Raw genomic sequence first — 18,524 nt, forward strand, 5'->3', positions numbered from 1 at the left:
CCCGGAGACCCTGTGCGTCGCAAGCCCGGCGGAAGCGGGCCGAGACAGGGGGCGCGAACCGGCTCTGAGCCGCAACGGATCGTCCGTGCGATGCCGTGCCCAAGCGACCTCCGCGCGTTGCCCCGCCGCCGCAACGGCCGTATCGTGGTGGAATGTCGACCACCGTCTGGTACCTCGAAATGACCGCCCCCGAGGAACTCGACCCGGCCCCGGCTCCCCGCGAGAACGTGGAAGCGCGCCGGGCCGAGATCCCGCTGGGGACACTGAACGAGTTCTTCTACAGGGCCGTCGGCGGCCCCTGGAAATGGACCGACCGCCTCGTCTGGTCCCCGGAGGAATGGCAGCGCCGGACCGAAGCCCCGAACGTGCGCCTGTGGCTCCTCTACGAGGCCGGTACTCCGGCCGGCTACTGCGAGATGGAGGTGACGCCCGAGGGCGGCGGCGAGATCGTCTACTTCGGCCTCCTGCCGCAGTTCACCGGGCGCGGCCTCGGCAAGTACTTCCTCACCGAGTGCGTCCGCCGAGTCTGGGACCTGGTCGACGAGGCCGGCGAGGGGACGAAGCGGCGCGTCTGGCTCCACACCTGCACCGACGACAGCCCTCACGCGAAGCGCAACTACGAGGCCAGGGGCTTCCGCCTGTACCGGACGGAGCTGGAAAAGGAGTGAGCCCGCGCCGGACCGAGTCCCGCACGGGCCTTTGGTAGAGGCGGGAAGTCGAACGCTTCCCGCCGGAGCGGCGCCAGCCAGTACTACCGGGTACCCTGAGTATCCACCAGATAGCCCGCGTAGGCGGACAAAGTCAGGAAAGTCGGGTACTCCTCTCCCAGCGAGCACTCCCGGAGGATCTCCAGGGCGTCGTCGAAGCGGTCGCCCTCGAAACGGTCCACGTGGGAGAACTCCTCGTCCAGCAGCTCGGAGGCCCACTCGCGGGTGACGGTCCGGCCGTCCACCGTGCGGGTGCCGGCCTTGATCCACTGCCAGACCTGCGAACGGGAGATTTCGGCGGTCGCGGCGTCCTCCATGAGGTTGTTGATCGCCGCGGCGCCCACCCCGCGCAGCCAGGACTCGATGTACTTCAGGCCGACCGACAGGTTGGCGCGGATGCCCACCTCGGTGACCGAGCCCTTGCAGGCCTCGATGTCGATCAGGGCCTTGTCGTCGGGCTCGACGTCCTCGCGCAGGCGGTCGATCTGGTTGGGCCTGTCGCCCAGCTCGGAGTCGAACACCTCCATGGCCACGGGGACGAGGTCGGGGTGGGCGACCCAGGAGCCGTCGAAGCCGTCGCCGGCCTCGCGGAGCTTGTCGCCCCGCACCGCCTCCATCGCGCGGGCGTTGGCCTCGGCGTCTCGGCGGTTGGGGATGAAGGCGGCCATACCACCGATCGCGGAGGCACCCCGTCGGTGGCAGGCACGAACCAACTGCTCCGTGTACGCGCGCATGAACGGCTGGGTCATGGTGACCTCGCCGCGGTCGGGCAGCACGTACCGGCTCCCGCGGTTGCGGAAGTTCTTGATGACCGAGAAGATGTAGTCCCAGCGTCCGGCGTTCAGGCCGGCCGAGTGCTCGCGCAGCTCGTAGAGGATCTCCTCCATCTCGAACGCGGCGGTGATCGTCTCGATCAGGACGGTGGCGCGGATGGTCCCCTGAGGGATGTCCAGCTCGTCCTGGGCGTAGATGAAGATGTTGTTCCACAGGCGGGCCTCTTCGGCGCTCTCCAGCTTGGGGAGGTAGAAGTAGGGCCCGCGGCCCTTCTCGATGAGGCGCTTGGCGTTGTGGAAGAAGTACAGTCCGAAGTCGACCAGGCCGCCGGACATGGGGACGCCGTCGACCTCGATGTGGCGCTCCACCAGGTGCCAGCCGCGGGGGCGCATGACCACGGTGGGCAGCTCGCGGATGTCGGCGCTGGCGAGCTTGTACTCCTTGCCCTTCTCGCTGGTGAAGTCGATGCGGTTCTCGTAGGCGTCGGTCAGGTTGAGCTGGCCGTTGATGACGTTGTACCAGGTGGGGCTGGAGGCGTCCTCCATGTCGGCGAGCCACACCTTCGCGCCGGAGTTGAGCGCGTTGATCGTCATCTTCTTGTCGGTGGGGCCGGTGATCTCGACGCGGCGGTTCTCCAGGCCCGGGGCGAGCGGGGCGACCTTCCACGAGGTGTCCTCGCGGATGTCCTTGGTGTCGGCGCGGAAGGCGGGGTTCTCCCCGTTGGAGATCCTGTCGCGGCGCCTCTGGCGCTCCTGGAGCAGCCGGTTGCGCTCACCGTGGAAACGCCAGTGGAGGGAGACCAGGAAGTCGAGAGCCTCTTTGGTGAGGACCTCGTCCTGTCGGGGGACGCTCGGGGCGTTGATCTTCACGGTGGGATGTGTCATGAGGACTCCTCGCTTCATTGGTCGGTACTGGTGTTTCTTCTATTGTTCCGGGCCGCCGCGCCGGTCGCCGACCGGCGCGGCGGCGAAGTCGCGGCCATGCGGTTGTCGGACCGCCGGGGACCGGCACTGCCGGAGCAGTCGAGGTACGGTCCCCGGAAGCCTGGGCTGCTACTCGAACTGTCCCTCTTCAGTCGAGTTCACCAGAGCGAGGGTGGAGCCGGACGGGTTCAGGGCCGTCGACACGCGGTCGAAGTAGCCCGTACCGACCTCGCGCTGGTGCTTGGTGGCGGTGTAACCGCGCTCCTCGGAGTCGAACTCCTTCTCCTGCAGCTCGACGTAGGCGGTCATGCCGTCGGCGGCGTAGCCCTTGGCCAGGTCGAACATGGAGTAGTTGAGGGCGTGGAAGCCCGCCAGGGTGATGAACTGGAAGGTGTAGCCCATCGCGCCCAGCTCCTTCTGGAACTTGGCGATCGTGGAGTCGTCGAGGTTGCGGCGCCAGTTGAACGACGGCGAGCAGTTGTAGGCCAGCATCTGGTCCGGGTACTCGGCCTTGACCGCCTCGGCGAAGGCGCGGGCCACGGTGAGGTCCGGCGTGCCGGTCTCCATCCACAGCAGGTCGGAGTACGGCGCGTAGCTCTTGGCGCGCTCGATGCACGGGTCGATGCCGCCGCGGACGTGGAAGTAGCCCTCCGCGGTGCGCTCGCCGGTCAGGAACGGGCGGTCGCGCTCGTCGATGTCCGAGGTCATGAGCGTGGCGGCCTCGGCGTCGGTGCGGGCCACGATGAGCGACGGCGTGCCGGCGACGTCGGCGGCCAGGCGCGCGGCGTTCAGCGTGCGCACGTGCTGCGAGGTCGGCACGAGCACCTTCCCGCCCAGGTGGCCGCACTTCTTCTCGCTGGCGAGCTGGTCCTCCCAGTGGACGCCCGCGGCGCCGGCGGCGATCATGCCCTTCATGAGCTCGTAGGCGTTCAGCGGGCCGCCGAAGCCGGCCTCCGCGTCGGCCACGATCGGGACGAGCCAGTCCTCGACCGACTGCTTGCCCTCGGCGAACTCGATCTGGTCGGCCCGAAGCAGCGCGTTGTTGATCCGGCGGACCACGGAGGGGACCGAGTTGGCCGGGTACAGCGACTGGTCGGGGTAGGTGTGGCCGGACAGGTTGGCGTCCGCCGCGACCTGCCACCCGGACAGGTAGATGGCGCGCAGCCCGGCGCGGACCTGCTGCACGGCCTGGTTGCCCGTCAGCGCTCCGAGCGAGTTCGTGTAGCCGCCCGTGGCGTGCTCGCCGGTCAGCTGGTCCCACAGCTTCTCGGCGCCGCGTCGGGCGAGCGTGTGCTCCTCCTGCACCCGGCCGCGCAGGGCGACGACGTCCTCGGCCGTGTAGTCGCGGGAGACGCCGGCCCAACGCGGGTCGGTCTCCCAGTCGGCGCGGATCTCGTCGGCGGTCAACGGCCGTGCGGAACGGTGTTCGGTCATGGTCATCTCCTGCGTATTGCTGAGCCGATCGGCGCAAGGTCGATCACTACTTGCTGGTAATACCAATCTCTCAGGCAAAACACCGTTTCTAAAGAGGGTGCGGGTGGAAAGATCCGTCGATCTTCACGAATAATGAAGATATGGCAAATAATCCGCGGCCGCAACAGCCGCCGCCCCGTGACCAGCACACCGACCAGGCGAAGAACCAGGTAGACCCGGGCCCTTGGGGGGCGGGCTCACCGGAAGATCGTGCAAATCAACGGGATTCCGGCCTGGATCTCATAGCTTTGGGCAAAAGGATCCGCTACCTGCGGAAGAAAAGGGCCCTCACGCTCGACGACCTCGCCGACGCCGTCGGCTCCTCAGCGGCGCAGTTGTCGCTGGTCGAGAACGGCAAGCGCGAGCCCAAGCTCTCCCTGATGCGCTCCCTGGCGCAGGCGCTCGACGTCTCCAGCGACGAACTGCTCGGCACCGAGCCGCCCGACCGCCGCATCGCGCTCGAGATCGAGCTGGAGCGCGCCCAGCGCTCCGAAACCTACCGCGCCCTCGGACTGCCGGGCGTGCGGCCCTCCAGCCGCATCCCGACCGAGGTCCTCGAGTCGCTCGTCGGGCTCCACCGCGAACTCGACCGGCAGAGGACCATCCGCGCCGCCACCCCGGAAGAGGCCCGGATCGCCAACACCGAGCTGCGGCGCCGCATGAGAGAACAGGGCAACTACTTCGGCGAGATCGAGGCCGAGGCCCGCGCCCTGCTGGAGAAGGTCGGCTACACGCAGGGGCCGCTCAGCCAGCACGCCATCTCCGACCTGGCCCGCCACCTGGGCTTCACGCTCCACCACGTCCCCGACCTGCCGCACTCGACGCGGTCGGTGACCGACACGCGCAACAAGCGCATCTACCTGACGCAGAAGCAGACCTCCAGCCACGACCCGAGAGCCATCCTGCTGCAGGCGCTCGGGAGCCACGTCCTCGGACACACCGTCCCGGAGGACTACGCGGCCTTCCTCAGCCAGAGGGTCGAGACCAACTACTTCGCCGCCGCGCTCCTCGTACCCGAGTCGAGCGCCGTGAAGTTCCTGAAACAGGCCATGGAGCTCAAGGAGATCGCCGTCGAGGACCTCCGCGACAACTTCGCGGTGTCCTACGAGACTGCCGCCCACCGCTTCACCAACCTGGGCACCGAGCACCTGGGCATCAACATGCACTTCCAGAAGGTCCACAAGTCCGGCGTCATCTTCAAGGCCTATGAGAACGACGGGGTCTCCTTCCCCCAGGACCCCACCGGCGCCATCGAGGGCCAGCCCATCTGCCGCAACTGGACCAGCAGGCAGGTCTTCGACGCGGTGGACAAGTTCAGCGCGTTCAACCAGTACACCGACACGCCCACCGGGACATACTGGTGCACGGCGCGGACCGAGTCCAGCCCCGAGGGGCTGTTCTCCCTGTCGATCGGGGTGCCGTTCGAGCACTCGAAGTGGTTCCGGGGCAAGGACACCCCGCACCGGTCGCGGTCGACCTGCCCGGACCCGGACTGCTGCCGGAGGCCCCCGGCGGAGCTGGCGGCGACCTGGGCGGGGCACGTCTGGCCCAGCGCGAGGGCGAACTCCTCGCACCTGGCCGCCATGCCGCCCGGATCCTTCCCGGGCGTCGACGAGACCGAGGTGTACCAGTTCCTGGCCAACCAGGAGAAGAAATAGGGGTCTTCGGGCCCGGGCCGAGTCCGGTGGACCGGTAGGGCCCGAGCACGGCGGCTGCGGCCGGAGTTTTCACACGCCGAGACGTGGACGCGGCGAAGGGCCGGCCGGCTCCCGGGGGAGTCGGCCGGCCCTTCGCGAGGTTCGCCCGGTCCAGGCGGTCAGTCCGGGCCGGTGGCCGCCGCGATCAGCCCTGGCCGGGGCACTGGTCGGGCTTGGCGGTCATGTCGCACTGGATGCTCGGCTCGGCGGCCTGCGCGGCGCTCGCGCCGGCGACGCCGATGGCGGCTCCGGCGGCGGCGACGAGGACGGCGGCGGTGACGCGGCCGAGTTTGCGGGTCTTGTTCATGGTGTTCCCCTTCCGAGGTGTCGCGCCGGAGGTGTCGGCGCGAAAGGTCCGGACGCCGGTCGGCGTCGCTGCACAGAGAATATAATCGAATTCCTTAGATCCCGCAATACCTCATTGGCGCTGCGCCCCAGAGGAGAACCGTTCGGGGTTCGGTCAGGATTCCCGCGCGTGCAGTCCCGCCCAGAAATCGACGAGGTGCTCGTCCTCGAAGTCGATCCCCCTTTCGCCGTCCGAGGAGAGGTCCCACGCGTCGCGGTCTTCGGCGTAGGGCTCCCACGACCCCGGTCCGTCCGGGTCGCCGCCGCGCGCGAACTCGGTCCAGCGCTCGGTCATGACGTCCGCCAGGCGGTCGTGCCTCGCGTTGCGGGGCTCGAAGATCGGGCTGTCGAACAGGAACGCCACGTCGACCATGTGGATCGAGTCGACGGGCCAGCACGGCGCGTCCAGGCCGGCGAACCACGGGGTGTCGTCCTCGGCTAGCCGGTAGGTGAAGGTCGGAACCCTCTCCCCGAGCAGTTCGCGCGTCTCGGCCAGGGGCAGGGCCCAGTCCGAGTCGGTGAGGACGGCGCCGTAGGCCTTGCCCGGGTTGTCGAAGTCCGAGGCGGGGTACTCCGCCTCCACGGACCCCGCGTCCCCGCCGAAGTGGAGCTCCAGGCGGGCCCGGTAGTCCTCTTCGGTCATGGGCGTCCCGGTGGCGGCCTCCTCGGCGGCCGGCATCATCTGCATCTCGTCGCGGTTGATCCCGAGGAGCACCTCGGCGTCGTTGACACGTCCGGCCTCCAGCGCCTCGCGGGTCGAGACCGGCATGACGGGACCGCCCACCACCGGTTGGTACTCGATGAACCCGACGCCCTCGTCGAGGACCGCGTCGGCGGCGTCCAACAGCTCGGCCGCCGACCGCTCCCTCAGACATTCGGCGTCATCGCAGTCCAGCGACGCTGCGATCTCCCCGGTCCAGGCGCGGCTCTCCTCCAGGCCCGGTGCCCAGTCCGGCGCCGCGCACGGGGAGCTCTGCATGACGGCCCGGTCGAAGAGCCCCTCGGACGAGGCGGAGACCAGGTGGGCGCAGACGTCGAAGCCGCCGCCGCTCTCCCCGAAGACCGTCACGTTGCCCTCGTCGCCGCCGAAACCGGACGCGTTGGCGCGCACCCACTCCAGCGCCGCCTGCTGGTCCTGGAGGCCGTAGTTGCCCGACTCGACCCGGTCGCCGTCCAGCGAGGGGCCGGTCAGGTTCGCGAAGACGCCCTGCCGGTAGTCCACTGTGACCACCACGGCCCCGTTCTCGGCCAGTCGCGTCGGATCGTACTGCCGCGCGGCACCGTAGGTGTTGCCGCCGCCGTGGAACCAGACCATCACCGGCAGATCCCCGTCGGCGCCCTCGGGCGCGTAGACGTTGAGGTACAGGCAGTCCTCGTCGTCGCCGGGAATCCCCGGAATGTTGCCCCGCGGCTGCGCGCAGGGGCCCTCGAACTCGTCGGCCGGCAGGACCCCGTCCCACGCGGCGGCCTCACGCGGAGCCTCCCAGCGAAGTTCGCCCACCGGGGGAGCGGCATAGGGTATGCCCTTCCAGGTGCGCACCCCGTCCTCCCGGACCCCCTCGACGACGCCCTTGTCGGTCTCCACCCGGACCGGGCCGGGATCGCCCGCGTAGGAGGCCCCTCCCGCCGCGACGGCCGCCAGCACGCCGGCCAGCACTCCCGCGATTCGTTTACCTGCGTTCACTGTCCTCTTCCTTTCATCGATCGCACTTGATGAAAGGACCGTAGCAAGGATTTGGGCAATTGCGCAAGACGTTTGCCTAAGACAAATGCATAAGACTTCTGCGCAAGCCTTGCTACACTCGGTGACATGGGAAACCGCGACGCGCTCCTCGCAGGAGCCAAGCAATGCCTGCTGGACAAGGGATACGACCGGACGACCGTTCGGGACATCGCGACCGCCGCGTCGGTCAGCATGGCGGCCATCGGATACCACTTCGGATCCCGCGACTCCCTCCTGCAGCAGGCCCTGTTCGACGCGCTGGAGGAATGGGACGCCTCGCTCCAGGAGTCGCTCGCCGAGGCGGCGGGAAAGAAGGGGCGCGAACGCTTCCTGACCGTCTGGGAACTGCTCATCCACCACATCCGCGAGAACCCGACGATGTGGAGGGCGAGCTTCGAGCTCTTCCTCCAGGCCCAGCGGTCGCCCGAGCTGATGGCCGCCTACCGGCAGGGGCAACCGGGCGCCCTGTCCGCGATGGCCGCGCTGGCCTCCGGAATCGACGAGGACTCCCTCTCTCCTGAGGAGATCCGGACGACGGGAACGGTGCAGCTGGCGCTCGTCAGCGGAGTCGTCATGCAGTGGCTGACGAACCCCGAGACCGCGCCCTCGCCCGAGGAGATCCTCGACGGCGTCGGCAGCCTCGCCTCCTACGGGAGGGATTGAGCCCGCCGGCCCCGGCCGTCGACGGAGGGACGCCGACCCCTGCCGTCAGCTGAGACGGCGGCCGCGCCGCCCGAAGAGTCGCAGGAAGCCCGGCGGCGGGACGGCGTTCCGGCCGTGCGGCCGCACCGCCCGAAGGGCCGAGGCCGTCGACGGGGACGGCGGCCGTACCGTCCGGAAAGCCGGGCGCTGAGGCCGTCGACCGGTGATCGCGTCACGCCGTGGGGGACTCCGGGTCTTCCTCGACGTATCCGAGGCGCCGGTTCATCGCGATCACGGGGGAGTTGTCCGGGTGGAGGAACGTCCGCATCCACCGGACCCCCTTCTCCCGCGCGTACTCGACGGCCAGGACCTTCATCGTCAGGGAGAGGCCGCGCCCCCGGTAGGGCCGCAGGACTCCCGTCATCTCGTTGAAGGCGAATCCCTCGGGACGTATCGTGGCGGCCGACATGCCGACCCAGGCGCCGCCGTCCAGGGCGAGGACGACCCCTTCGGGGTCGTACGAAGGCGTCTCTATGCGCTGTGCGACGTACTCTTCGAACGAGAAGAACTCTCCCCGGTTCGGGATGTCCGCGGAGCAGGCCTTGTTCAACTCGTACAGGCTCCGGCGGCTCTCAGGCGAGTCGCCCAGCGCCGCCATGGTGGTGAGCTCGATTCCCGCCCGGGCGCAACGGCGTCCGAGGGAGTCGAACACGGAGCCGTCGAACGCGTCGAGGTCGAGTCTCATCTTGAGCCAGTCCACGGCCATAGGGCGCCCACTCCCGTCGAAGATCCCGGTACTGGCCGGAAGTCTACACACTTCCGGCGGGAAACCCCTCCTCCGAAGGCCGCCGAGCCGAGGCGGCCGTCAGACCTCGGCCAGGGCCGCCCGCTTCTGCGCGGGAAGGCCGACCGGGTCGCGGTGCGCCCTGGCCAGGAACACCGACAGGACCACGCCGGCGACGGCCAGCCCCGAGGCGACCAGCAGCGGCGAGGCCGCCCCGAGCCCGAAGCTGAGCGCCAGGCCGCCGAGCCAGGCCCCGTTCGCGTTGGCCAGGTTGAAGGCCGAGTGGTGCAGGGCCGAGGCCAGCGAGGGCGCGTTGTTGGCGCCGTCGAGGAGGAGACGCTGCAGAGGCGGGCCGATCATGGAGGCGCCGAGCGCGACGAGGAAGGTCCCGCCCATGGCCAGGGCCGGGTGCCGCAAGGACGTGTAGAGGACCACCAGCATGGCGGCGGTGAAGCCGAACGCGAAGTAGAGGCCCTTGAACGGCATCCGGTCGGCCAGCTGGCCTCCGAGGATGTTGCCCAGGGTCGTCCCCAGCCCGAAGAGGGCGAGGGTGACGGCGACGCCGAGGGACTTCAGGCCGGTCACGTCCTCCAGGATGGATGAGAGGTAGGTGTAGCAGGCGAACATGGCGCCGAAACCGATCGCCCCGGTCGCGAGGGTGAGGATGATGCGGCGGTCCTTGAGGGCGCGGACCTCGTCGGAGGGCTTGGTGCGGGCCACCCGGCCGTTCATGTCCGGCACGGTGAGGGCCACGGCGAGCGCGCAGACGACCGCGATGGCGGCGACGGCGACGAAGACGAACCGCCAGCTGACATGGCCGACCACCAGGGCGGCCACGGGCACTCCGGCGACGGTGGCGAGGGTCAGCCCGGTCATGATGAAGGCGATCGCCCTGGCCCGCTTCTCGAACGGGACGAGGGCGGCGCCGACGACCGCCGCCGCGCCGAAGTAGGCGCCGTGCGGCAGGCCGGCCAGGAAGCGGGTGCCGAGGAGGGTGGCGAAGTCGGGCGCGAGCGCGGATCCGACGTGGGCGAGGGCGAAGAAGGCCATGAGTCCGATGAGCAGGGGTTTGCGGGGGATGCGCGTGGTGAGGATGGTCAGGAGGGGCGCTCCGACGACGACTCCGACGGCGTAGGCCGCGACGAGGAGTCCGGCGGTGGAGAGGCTGACCTGCTCGCTGTCGGCGATCTGGGGCAGCACGCCCATCACGATGAACTCCGTGGTGCCGATGGCGAAGGCGCCGATGGACATGGCGAACAGAGGAAGACGGTGCATAGGGAGAAGCTCCGACCGGTCGGTGGCTAATGGGGATCGGCTCAGCCTCGCTGCGGGACCGAACTCCGTTTTCAACGGCGCCACTCCAGCCTAAATTCCCTATGTGACGAACAGGAGCACCATCGGTAAGAAGTCACCGTGAGTTCTGCAACCACTCTCACACGCCGACCTCGCCCCGGTTCCGCGGAGACCAGGTGCGCCGGCGGCCGCACGTTGCCGAGACGACCGGCCGCGCCCGCGCTTCCGCGAGGCCTCGCGGACTCCTCACCAGTCGGGGTGGCGGTCCCCGACGAGCCCCAGCTCCACGTCCTGCTCCAGGTACGCCTTCATGCCCGCCAGGACCAGGGTGAACCCCTCGGTGGTCTCCATGAGGTCCTCGGCGCTCGCGATGCCGTCCTCGCGTACCTGGACGAAGGTGTGCGGACCGTTGGGCTCGAAGGTGAACTCGGTGGTCCGCCCCTCGCGCCAGACGAAGGCGAGGCGCTCGCCCCGCTGGAAGTCGGTGACCGTCACGGGGACGGTGACCCCGTACATCCCCCACGTCCACTCGACGGCGGCCTCGGGTCCCAGCGGCCCGGTGCTCTCGGTGAACCAGAACTTCACCGTCTCCTCCGGATCGGCCATGGCCTGGAAGGCCGTTTCGGGACTCACGCGGATCAGCATGGCCACTTCCATCACGGGCATGTCGGACATGTCCGCCTCCTCTCCTCCCCGATCACGATCCCACCCGGGCGGGGCCGGTGCCCCGGAATCGGGGGATTCGGAACGCCGGCCGACAGGCGGCGAGACCGGTGCAGGGAGGGCGTCGGGGACTGTGGGCACGCGCGTCTTCGTGCGAGAATGACCGCGTGGCAGTTGCAAGAGATGGCGAGTCCGAGTCGGTTCGAGTCGTTGAGCGCCTTCGTGACGAGATCCTCGACGGGGTCCGGGAGCCCGGCAGCAGGCTCGTGGAGCGCGACCTCGCCGACCAGCTCGGGGTGAGCCGCGTCCCGGTCCGCGACGCGCTGAAGGTGCTGGTCGCGGAGGGCCTGGTCACGCCCCGGCCCCGGACGTGGGCGGTGGTCCGCGAGTTCACGCCGAGCGACATCGCCGACCTGATCGAGGTCCGGTCCGGGCTGGAGACGCTGACGTTCCGGCTCGCGGCGCAGCGCTACACCGCCGCCGGGCTGGAGCGTCTGGAGTCCGTGCTGGCGGCCGAGTTCGCCGCCGCCCGGGAGGGGGACGGCGTCGCGGCCCGGCGCGCGGCCGCCGACTTCCACGAGGCAGTCACGGAGCTGTCCGGGAACCGAATGCTCATGGAGCTGTGGCGGACGATGCGCAGCCGGCTGCGGTGGCTGCTGGGCCAGCACGAGGACTTCATGCGGGTCGCCGAGGAGCACCGGTCTCTGTGCGACGCGATCGCCCGGAGGGACGTCGACCGGGTGGAGGGGCTCGTGGCCGAGCACCTGGAGAGCAGCCGCAATATGCAGGTCCAGCGGAAGGCCGCGCGCGGCGGCCCGGCGGAGGACGACGGCTGAGGACCGCGTCCGGCGGAAGTCGGTTGCCGGACGAGCGGTGATTCGGGACGGGCCCGCGAGTCGGCAGGGTTCGGGCGACGGCTCGCCCTGGACTGAGACGAACGGCGCTCGCTTTATACATTGCCCCGCCTGAACACAGATGGTATACCATACAGCGTGGTCAAGGATGATGTAGTCGCCTCCCCGCCCGACGGATCGGTCTGGCGCGCCCCCGGTTTCCTCCCGCTGCTCACGGCGACGCTGCTGGGATTCGCCGGCTTCGCCATGCTGCTTCCGTCCGGCCCCATGCGCGCGCTGGAGATAGGTGCGGGCGCCGAGGGCGCGGGGCTGGTGAACGCCGTCCTGATGCTTTTCACCGTCCTGGCGCAACTGGTGGTGGCCCCCGCGACCCGCCGGTTCGGCTGGGCCCGGTGCTTCGCGGCCGGGCTGCTATTCCTGGGTCTTCCGTCCCTGGCCATGCCGCTGCTCGCCGAACTGAACTGGCTGCTGGCGATGTCGGCCCTGCGCGGGCTCGGATTCGGCCTGCTGACGGTCGGCGGGGCCACCGCCGTGTCCCTCCTGGTGCCGCCGTCGGCGCGGGGCCGGGCCGTCGGGGCCTACGGACTGTCGATCGCGTTGCCGCAGTTCCTCCTCACCCCGCTGGCCCCCGTCGCCATGGAGACGGCGGGATTCACCGCCGTGGCGCTGGCCGGGGCCCTTCCGGTCGCGGCCCTGCCGTGGGTGTCGCGAATCGCCCGCCACGTCGGCTCCGTCGAGGACGGCCCGGACGACGACGGCGAAAAGCCCGGGTGGGCGGCCCTCCTGCACCGGATCTGGCCGTCGCTGGTCGCCCTCCTCCTGGTCACCACGGGAGGCGGGGCCGTCCTGACCTTCGCCGCCGAGATGGTCGACGCCCCGGCCGTCGCCGCCCTGGCCCTGGCGGCCTTCACCGGCGTCGCCGCCTTGGGCCGCTGGCTGATCGGGGGAGCGGCGGACCGCTGGGGCCCGCGCCGGTTCATCGCCCCGGTCCTGCTGCTCGGTGCGGCGGGCTTCGCCGTGTTCGGGCTCGCCGCCTCGCCCGGTCCCGTCTGGCTGCTCCTCGCCGCCGCCGGAGCGTCCGGTTTCGCCTACGGGTCCCTGCAGAACCTCACCCTCGTGTACGCGTTCGCCGGCGGAGGAGAGCGCTCGCGGCCCCGGACCAGCGTGGTCTGGAACATCGGCTTCGACGCGGGCACCGGCCTCGGCGCCCTGGCCATCGGCCAACTGTCCGAGGCACTGACCTTCCCGACGGCGTTCCTCGCCATGGGCGCGGTCATCGCGGGCGCCGCCGTGGTCCTCGGGCTCGCCCTCCGGTTCGGCAGGCGCGCCTGACGGGCCCTCGGCTTGGAGTCAGGAGGTCGCCTCGCGGGTCGCGCCGGTCCCGAACCTCAGTAGCTCGGGCACCCGGATCATCAAGAGACCCAGGGTGAGGACGAGCAGGACGCTGGCCCCGAGCGTGGTCAGCGAAACACCGGCGTGCTCGGCGATCGCGCCGAGGACCAAGGCGGCCACGGGCATGACCCCGATGGCCAGCTCCTGCAGGCCCAGCGCCCTGCCGTGGACCGCGGGTTCGGTCGTCATGAGCAGCAGCGTCGTCTGAAGGACCCCGAACGCGGCGCTCGACATGCCGACCAGGGCCATGAGCGCGAACGCGACGGGCGCGCTGTCGGCCAGGGAGAACAGGCCCCAGCAGACACCCCACGCCGAAGTGCCGACGAGGAACAGCGCCCCCTTGAACCGGAAGTCGCCCAGCGACGCGATCACCAGGGACCCGACCAGTCCGCCGAGCCCCGCGCAGGTGAGCAGGGCGCCCAGCCCGGCGGCGTCGAGGTTCAGGGACTCCTCGGCGAAGACCGGCATGAACGACTGGAAGACCGGCCACAGCAGCGTATTCGCCGCCAGGGTCACCATCAGGATCGACACTGCCAGCCGGTTGCGCCCGACGATGCGGAGGCCGCCGGCCACCATCCCCAGCACCGACTCTCCGACGCCGCCCGCGACCGCGCCGTAGCGCCGCAGAGGGAGGATGAGCAGGAAGGAGCACACGTACCAGGCCGTGGAGATCCACAGGGCCGCCGGGGCGCCGACGGCCGCGATCATCGCGCCGCCCAACGCCGGGCCGATCACCTGCGTCATGTTCAGCGCCATGGAGTTCAGGGCGTTGGCGTTGGACAGGTTCCGGGGGCCGACGAGTTCGAGCACCAGGGCCATGCGGGCCGGCTGGGACGGGGCCTGACCCAGCCCGATGGCCAGTCCTCCCAGGACGAGCGCCCAGTACGGGAGCAGGTCGAGGGTGGTCAGGGCGGCGACGGTCCCCACGGCGAACGTCGCCCATCCGCAGGCGGCCAGGAGCACCCGCACCCGGTTGAAACGGTCGGCGAGGACGCCGGCGACGGGGCCGAGGAGCAGCGGAGCCAGGCGGGCGGCCGTGTAGACGGCGACGAGCAGCTCAGAGTGCGTCAGTTCGTAAGCGAGCCAACCGAGCACGAGGGTCTGGGTCCACACGCCCCCAAAGTAGAAGAGGTTCGAGAACCACAGGAGACGGAAGGGCCGGTTGCCGCGCAGCGACGACAGGGCGCCCGACAGGCCCGGCCTGCGCTCCGGGGGAGAGAGTCGCGTCATGAACGGATCGCCTTCCCAGCGTATAGGTGGACACCAGGAGGCCCCGCGAACGCCGGACGGGGCTCCTGCGCTCGACGACCGCAACTGGAGCAGTCGCGTAAAAATGGTATACCATATTTCTGCGCACGGCCACCCGCGCGAACGGGCACGGGTCGGGGCTAGTCCTCCGTCAAGTAGCGCTGGAGCGTGGGGCCGTACCAGCGCACGGCCTCCTCGACGCCCATCGCGACGACCGGGGGGATCTCGAGAATGAAGCGGCACAGCGCGATACCGAGTACCTGGCTGGCCATCAGCGCCGCCCTCGTCAGCGCCTCGTCGGGGTCGGGCACGACCGCGGCGACGACCGGGACGAGCTGGCGGGCGAAGATGCCCCGCGCCTGCTCGGCGGCGGCCGGGTCGGTCGCGGCGCTCCGCAGCACGGCGAACAGGGCGCGGTCCTGGTCCCAGCGCTTGAGGAAGTGGCGGACGACGCGCTCGCCCATCTCGTCGCGGGGCACCTCGGAGAGGTCCGGCAGCTGGAGCGAGATGGGCGCCGCCAAGGTGAAGAGCTTCTCCTTGCTCCCGAAGTAGCGCATGACCATCGACGGGTCGATGCCCGCCTCGGAGGCGATGGATCTGATCGTCGCCCTGTCGTATCCGCGCTGCTCGAACTGCCGGCTCGCCGCCTCCAGGATGCGCTTCCGGGTCTCCTCCGACCGGGGCCGGGGCTCTTTCGTCGCCATGGGGGAATTATATGCCAACGCGTGTTGACTTCGCCGCGACAGGGGTCTACCGTAAGAGTCAACAGATGTTGGCCAACAAACGTTGGCATCGCTTTAGGAGGCGATCATGAACCTTCCGACCCAGCACAGCGACATCCTCATCGTCGGCGCGGGCCCCACCGGAATGCTCCTCGCGGGAGACCTCGCCGAGGCCGGGCTCTCCGTCACCGTCGTCGAGAAGCGGCCGCACGAGATATCGAACCTCTCCCGGGCCTTCGTCCTCCACTCCCGCACCATGGAGCTCCTCGACGCGCGCGGGCTCGTCGAGGAGACCGAGGCCGCGGGCCTCGCCAAGATCCGCCGCCTGCGCCTCTTCGGCAGCGCGATGATCGATTTCGCCCGGCTGCCGAGCCGTTTCAACCACGCCTCGCTGCTGCCCCAGTTCAAACTCGAACCCATCCTGGAGGACCGCGCCCGCCGGGCCGGGGCGCGGCTGGTCTACGACAGCGCGCTCACCGGCCTCGAACAGGACGCGGACGGCGTCACCGCCACCGTCGAGCACGACGGGGAGACGATCGAGCACCGCGCCCGCTACCTGGTGGGAACGGACGGAATCCACAGCGCCGTGCGCCACGCGCTCGGCGTCGGCTTCCCCGGCAGGTCCGCCCTGCGCTCCATGATGCTGGCCGACGTGCAGCTCGGGGGCCGCCCGCCCGAAACCCTCACCGCCGTGGGGAACAAGCACGGCCTCGCCTTCATCGCGCCCTTCGGCGACGACTGGTACCGCATCTTCGCGTGGCGGCGGGGACACGAGAAGCCCGACTTCGCGCCCCTGGAGTTCGAGGAGGTCCGCCGGGCCTTCCTGGACGTGACCGGAACCGACTACGGAATGCGCGACCCGCGCTGGGTCTCGCGCTTCCACTCCGACGAACGCCAGGCCGAGCGCTACCGCGTCGGACGCGTCTTCCTGGCGGGGGACGCCGCCCACGTCCACTCGCCCGCCGGCGGGCAGGGCCTGAACACCGGCATGCAGGACGCTGCCAACCTCTCCTGGAAGCTGGTCTCCGTCCTCAACGGCGCACCCGAGGCCCTCCTCGACACCTACGAGTCCGAACGGCACCCCGTCGGGGAGGCCGTGCTGCGCTCCAGCGGGGCCATCCTGCGAATCGGCAAGCTGGCCAACCCCTTCCTGCGGCTGCTGCGGAGCGCGTCGGTACCGCTGGCGGAACTCCCCGCCGTCAACAGGAAGATCGCCTCGGAGGTGACCGCGCTGTCTGTCTCGTACCCCGCCCCGCGCGGAGCGCACCGGGCGGTGGGCCACCGAGTGCCGGACCTGGTGCTGTCGGACGGACGCCGGCTCTACGAGGCACTGCGGGGCGGAAGGTTCGCCGCGGTGAACGTCGGCGACGTGGGCTCGGAGCGCGTCGAGGCCGTCGAGAGCCCGGGCGCGCCGGCCGTGCTCGTCCGTCCCGACGGCTACGCCGCCTGGGCCGGAGACCGCTCCGGATACTCGAAGGCCGTGCGGGACAACGTCGGACCGGAGCGCGGGCGACAGGTAACCGCTTGACCGCGTACTCCCCCAGCGCGGGCTCGAGGGCGCCGAACGCGGCGCGGGTCTCGTCGGCGATGACGGCGGAGATCTCCCCGTTCGGCCGACCCGCCAGCGTCATGCGCAGGGTGTCGTCGAACAGCAGGCGCTGAACGGCCCCGAACTGCGCCGCGGCCACGCGGTGTTCCAGATCGTCCGGTGCCGCCCCCATCTCCTCGGCGAGAGCTTCGGCCATGGCCCTCTCCTGTCCGTCGTGGAACTCACGGAGGCGGGCCGTCAGCACCGGGCTGTCGGCGATCATGCGGGCGAACTCGGCCCCGGAGAAGCCGATGACCGGGTTCTGCTCCGCGACCGCGGCGAGATAGGCCCTCCGCAGGGCGGCCCAGGCCGACTCGCCCGGCTCCCGTCCCCGGATCGTCTCGGCCGGCATGGCGATGAAGACGTCCTGCAGGTCCAGGGCGAGGTCCTCCTTGCGGGGGAAGTAGTTGGTGACGGTCATCTTCGCGACCTGCGCCGCCCGGGCCACCTCCGCGATCGTGACGTTGTCGAAGCCGCGCTCCAGAAAGAGTTCCGTCGCCTTATGGGAGATGTTCTCCCTGGTCTGCCGCTTTTTGAGGTCTCTCAGACCGGTCTCGGTTTCTGCCATGGCACCAGTATACCTAGGATCGACCGAAATTTCTTCTTGACATAAATTTAGGTCGGTGCTAACTTTATGTCGACCCGGAGGCGGGCGACCCCGCCCCGGCCGACGAGAGGAAGACGCTTCTTGACGACGACCCAGTACTCCGCCGACTCCATCCGCACCTACCTCGACGCGATCTCCCGCATCCCGCTGCTCACCGCCGAGCAGGAAGTCGAACTGGCCCGGCGCATCGCGGCCGGCGAAGAGGCCCGGAACCGCCTGGCGGAGGCCGACGTCCCGTCCGCGGACAAGGCCGGACTGCTGCGCGCCGCCGACCGTGGCGTCGAGGCCAAGAACCGCATGGTCCAGTCCAACCTCCGCCTGGTGGTCTCGATCGCCAAAAAGTACGCCGCCACCGGCGCGCTGCCCCTGATGGACCTGGTCCAGGAGGGTTCCATCGGCATGATGCGCGCGGTCGAGAAGTTCGACCACAAACGGGGACTCAAGTTCTCCACCTACGCCACCTGGTGGATCAAGCAGGCCGTCCACCGGGCGCTTGCCGACCAGAGCCGGACTATCCGCGTCCCGTCGTACATGCACGACCTCATCCGCCGCGTCCTGCGCGCCAAGGCCGAACTGGCCGGAAATCTGGGGCGCGAGCCCTCCACCGAGGAAATGGCGGCCGCGCTCGACCTCGACGCGGACAAAGTAGAGGGCGTGCTCCGCTACGCGCGGGAGACCGTCTCGCTCAACGCCCCCGTCAACGAGGACGGGACCGAGGTCGGGTTCTTCATCGCGGACGACGCCCCGGACCCGGCCGCCCTGGCGCTGGACCGCGACCTGCGGGACTCCCTCGGCAAAGCAATGGACGGCCTGACCGAGCGCGAGGCGAAGGTCCTCGCGCGGCGCTACGGCCTGGACGACGGCGTCACGCGCACCCTGGACGAGATCGGTCGCGAGCTCGGGCTGAGCCGCGAGCGCGTCCGCCAGATCGCGGCCGGCGCGCTGGCCAAGCTGCGGAAGGCCGAGCACGCCCTCGTCTGAGCGATTCCCGCCCGGCTAAGGCCGATATCCCGAAGCCGGTCGGGACCCGAGCGGGAGCTGCTGTCCCGCAACGGGTTGGCCCGCGTTTCATCGCGGAACACCTCTACA

The 18,524-nt window shown here is 70.0% G+C and carries 16 protein-coding genes and 1 pseudogene; 7 read left to right on the top strand and 10 right to left on the bottom strand.

From position 1 onward, the window contains the following. Positions 1–152 precede the first annotated feature (152 nt). Positions 153–668: a GNAT family N-acetyltransferase gene (locus ACFTE1_RS19815; protein ID WP_380624430.1), complete on the top strand. Its 516-nt coding sequence runs from the start codon at positions 153–155 to the stop codon at positions 666–668. An 83-nt stretch (positions 669–751) separates the two neighbouring features. Here the strand turns inward: ACFTE1_RS19815 and aceB are convergent, their stop codons facing one another. Further along, entirely contained in the window at positions 752–2,365 is a 1,614-nt protein-coding gene (aceB, locus tag ACFTE1_RS19820; protein WP_380624428.1) for a malate synthase A, read from the bottom strand. A gap of 168 nt (positions 2,366–2,533) precedes the next feature. Then, positions 2,534–3,838, bottom strand: coding sequence for an isocitrate lyase (gene aceA, locus ACFTE1_RS19825; RefSeq protein WP_380624426.1), 1,305 nt, complete (start codon positions 3,836–3,838; stop codon positions 2,534–2,536). Between the two features lie 140 nt (positions 3,839–3,978). Between aceA and ACFTE1_RS19830 the strand changes: the two genes are divergently transcribed. Then, positions 3,979–5,535 carry a helix-turn-helix domain-containing protein gene (locus ACFTE1_RS19830; RefSeq protein ID WP_380624424.1) on the top strand — a complete coding sequence of 519 codons (1,557 nt, stop codon included), beginning with the start codon at positions 3,979–3,981 and terminating at the stop codon, positions 5,533–5,535. A gap of 184 nt (positions 5,536–5,719) precedes the next feature. On the opposite strand, the gene ACFTE1_RS19835 is transcribed toward ACFTE1_RS19830, so the two are convergent. Beyond that, entirely contained in the window at positions 5,720–5,881 is a 162-nt protein-coding gene (locus ACFTE1_RS19835) for a hypothetical protein (RefSeq protein ID WP_380624422.1), read from the bottom strand. A 153-nt stretch (positions 5,882–6,034) separates the two neighbouring features. Next, positions 6,035–7,603, bottom strand: a complete 1,569-nt coding sequence (locus ACFTE1_RS19840) for a carboxylesterase/lipase family protein (protein ID WP_380624420.1) — start codon at positions 7,601–7,603, stop codon at positions 6,035–6,037. 126 nt (positions 7,604–7,729) lie between these two features. On the opposite strand from ACFTE1_RS19840, the gene ACFTE1_RS19845 reads away from it, so the two are divergent. Further along, positions 7,730–8,305, top strand: coding sequence for a TetR family transcriptional regulator (locus ACFTE1_RS19845; protein WP_380624418.1), 576 nt, complete (start codon positions 7,730–7,732; stop codon positions 8,303–8,305). Positions 8,306–8,516: 211 nt separating this feature from the next. Here ACFTE1_RS19845 and ACFTE1_RS19850 read toward each other — a convergent pair whose 3' ends face one another. The 3 genes from ACFTE1_RS19850 to ACFTE1_RS19860 all read right to left on the bottom strand — a co-directional run bounded on the left by ACFTE1_RS19850 (position 8,517) and on the right by ACFTE1_RS19860 (position 11,036). Next, positions 8,517–9,050 carry a GNAT family N-acetyltransferase gene (locus ACFTE1_RS19850; protein WP_380624416.1) on the bottom strand — a complete coding sequence of 178 codons (534 nt, stop codon included), beginning with the start codon at positions 9,048–9,050 and terminating at the stop codon, positions 8,517–8,519. A gap of 99 nt (positions 9,051–9,149) precedes the next feature. Then, positions 9,150–10,343, bottom strand: coding sequence for an MFS transporter (locus ACFTE1_RS19855; RefSeq protein WP_380624414.1), 1,194 nt, complete (start codon positions 10,341–10,343; stop codon positions 9,150–9,152). A gap of 264 nt (positions 10,344–10,607) precedes the next feature. Further along, complete coding sequence (locus ACFTE1_RS19860; protein WP_380624412.1) at positions 10,608–11,036, bottom strand: SRPBCC domain-containing protein; 429 nt, start codon at positions 11,034–11,036, stop codon at positions 10,608–10,610. 155 nt (positions 11,037–11,191) lie between these two features. Between ACFTE1_RS19860 and ACFTE1_RS19865 the strand changes: the two genes are divergently transcribed. Together ACFTE1_RS19865 and ACFTE1_RS19870 are read left to right on the top strand one after the other, a co-directional pair. After that, the gene (locus ACFTE1_RS19865) at positions 11,192–11,860 is read left to right on the top strand and encodes a GntR family transcriptional regulator (protein ID WP_380624410.1); all 669 of its coding nucleotides are present in this window, start codon (positions 11,192–11,194) and stop codon (positions 11,858–11,860) included. Positions 11,861–12,016: 156 nt separating this feature from the next. Continuing rightward, on the top strand, positions 12,017–13,210 hold the full coding sequence (locus ACFTE1_RS19870) for an MFS transporter (RefSeq protein WP_380624408.1): 1,194 nt from the start codon (positions 12,017–12,019) through the stop codon (positions 13,208–13,210). Positions 13,211–13,228: 18 nt separating this feature from the next. Here ACFTE1_RS19870 and ACFTE1_RS19875 read toward each other — a convergent pair whose 3' ends face one another. Together ACFTE1_RS19875 and ACFTE1_RS19880 are read right to left on the bottom strand one after the other, a co-directional pair. Further along, on the bottom strand, positions 13,229–14,500 hold the full coding sequence (locus ACFTE1_RS19875) for an MFS transporter (protein ID WP_380624406.1): 1,272 nt from the start codon (positions 14,498–14,500) through the stop codon (positions 13,229–13,231). Between the two features lie 158 nt (positions 14,501–14,658). Continuing rightward, positions 14,659–15,222, bottom strand: a complete 564-nt coding sequence (locus ACFTE1_RS19880; RefSeq protein WP_380624404.1) for a TetR/AcrR family transcriptional regulator — start codon at positions 15,220–15,222, stop codon at positions 14,659–14,661. 106 nt (positions 15,223–15,328) lie between these two features. On the opposite strand from ACFTE1_RS19880, the gene ACFTE1_RS19885 reads away from it, so the two are divergent. Next, on the top strand, positions 15,329–16,768 hold the full coding sequence (locus ACFTE1_RS19885) for an FAD-dependent monooxygenase (protein ID WP_380624402.1): 1,440 nt from the start codon (positions 15,329–15,331) through the stop codon (positions 16,766–16,768). 448 nt (positions 16,769–17,216) lie between these two features. Here ACFTE1_RS19885 and ACFTE1_RS19890 read toward each other — a convergent pair. Then, positions 17,217–17,396: pseudogene (locus ACFTE1_RS19890) on the bottom strand (TetR/AcrR family transcriptional regulator); the annotation flags it as partial. 120 nt (positions 17,397–17,516) lie between these two features. Between ACFTE1_RS19890 and ACFTE1_RS19895 the strand changes: the two are divergent. Then, complete coding sequence (locus ACFTE1_RS19895) at positions 17,517–18,416, top strand: sigma-70 family RNA polymerase sigma factor (protein ID WP_380624400.1); 900 nt, start codon at positions 17,517–17,519, stop codon at positions 18,414–18,416. Positions 18,417–18,524: the final 108 nt, after the last annotated feature.

This window comes from Salininema proteolyticum (assembly GCF_042685645.1).
GTDB classification, from domain to species: Bacteria; Actinomycetota; Actinomycetes; order Mycobacteriales; family Micromonosporaceae; genus Salininema; species Salininema proteolyticum.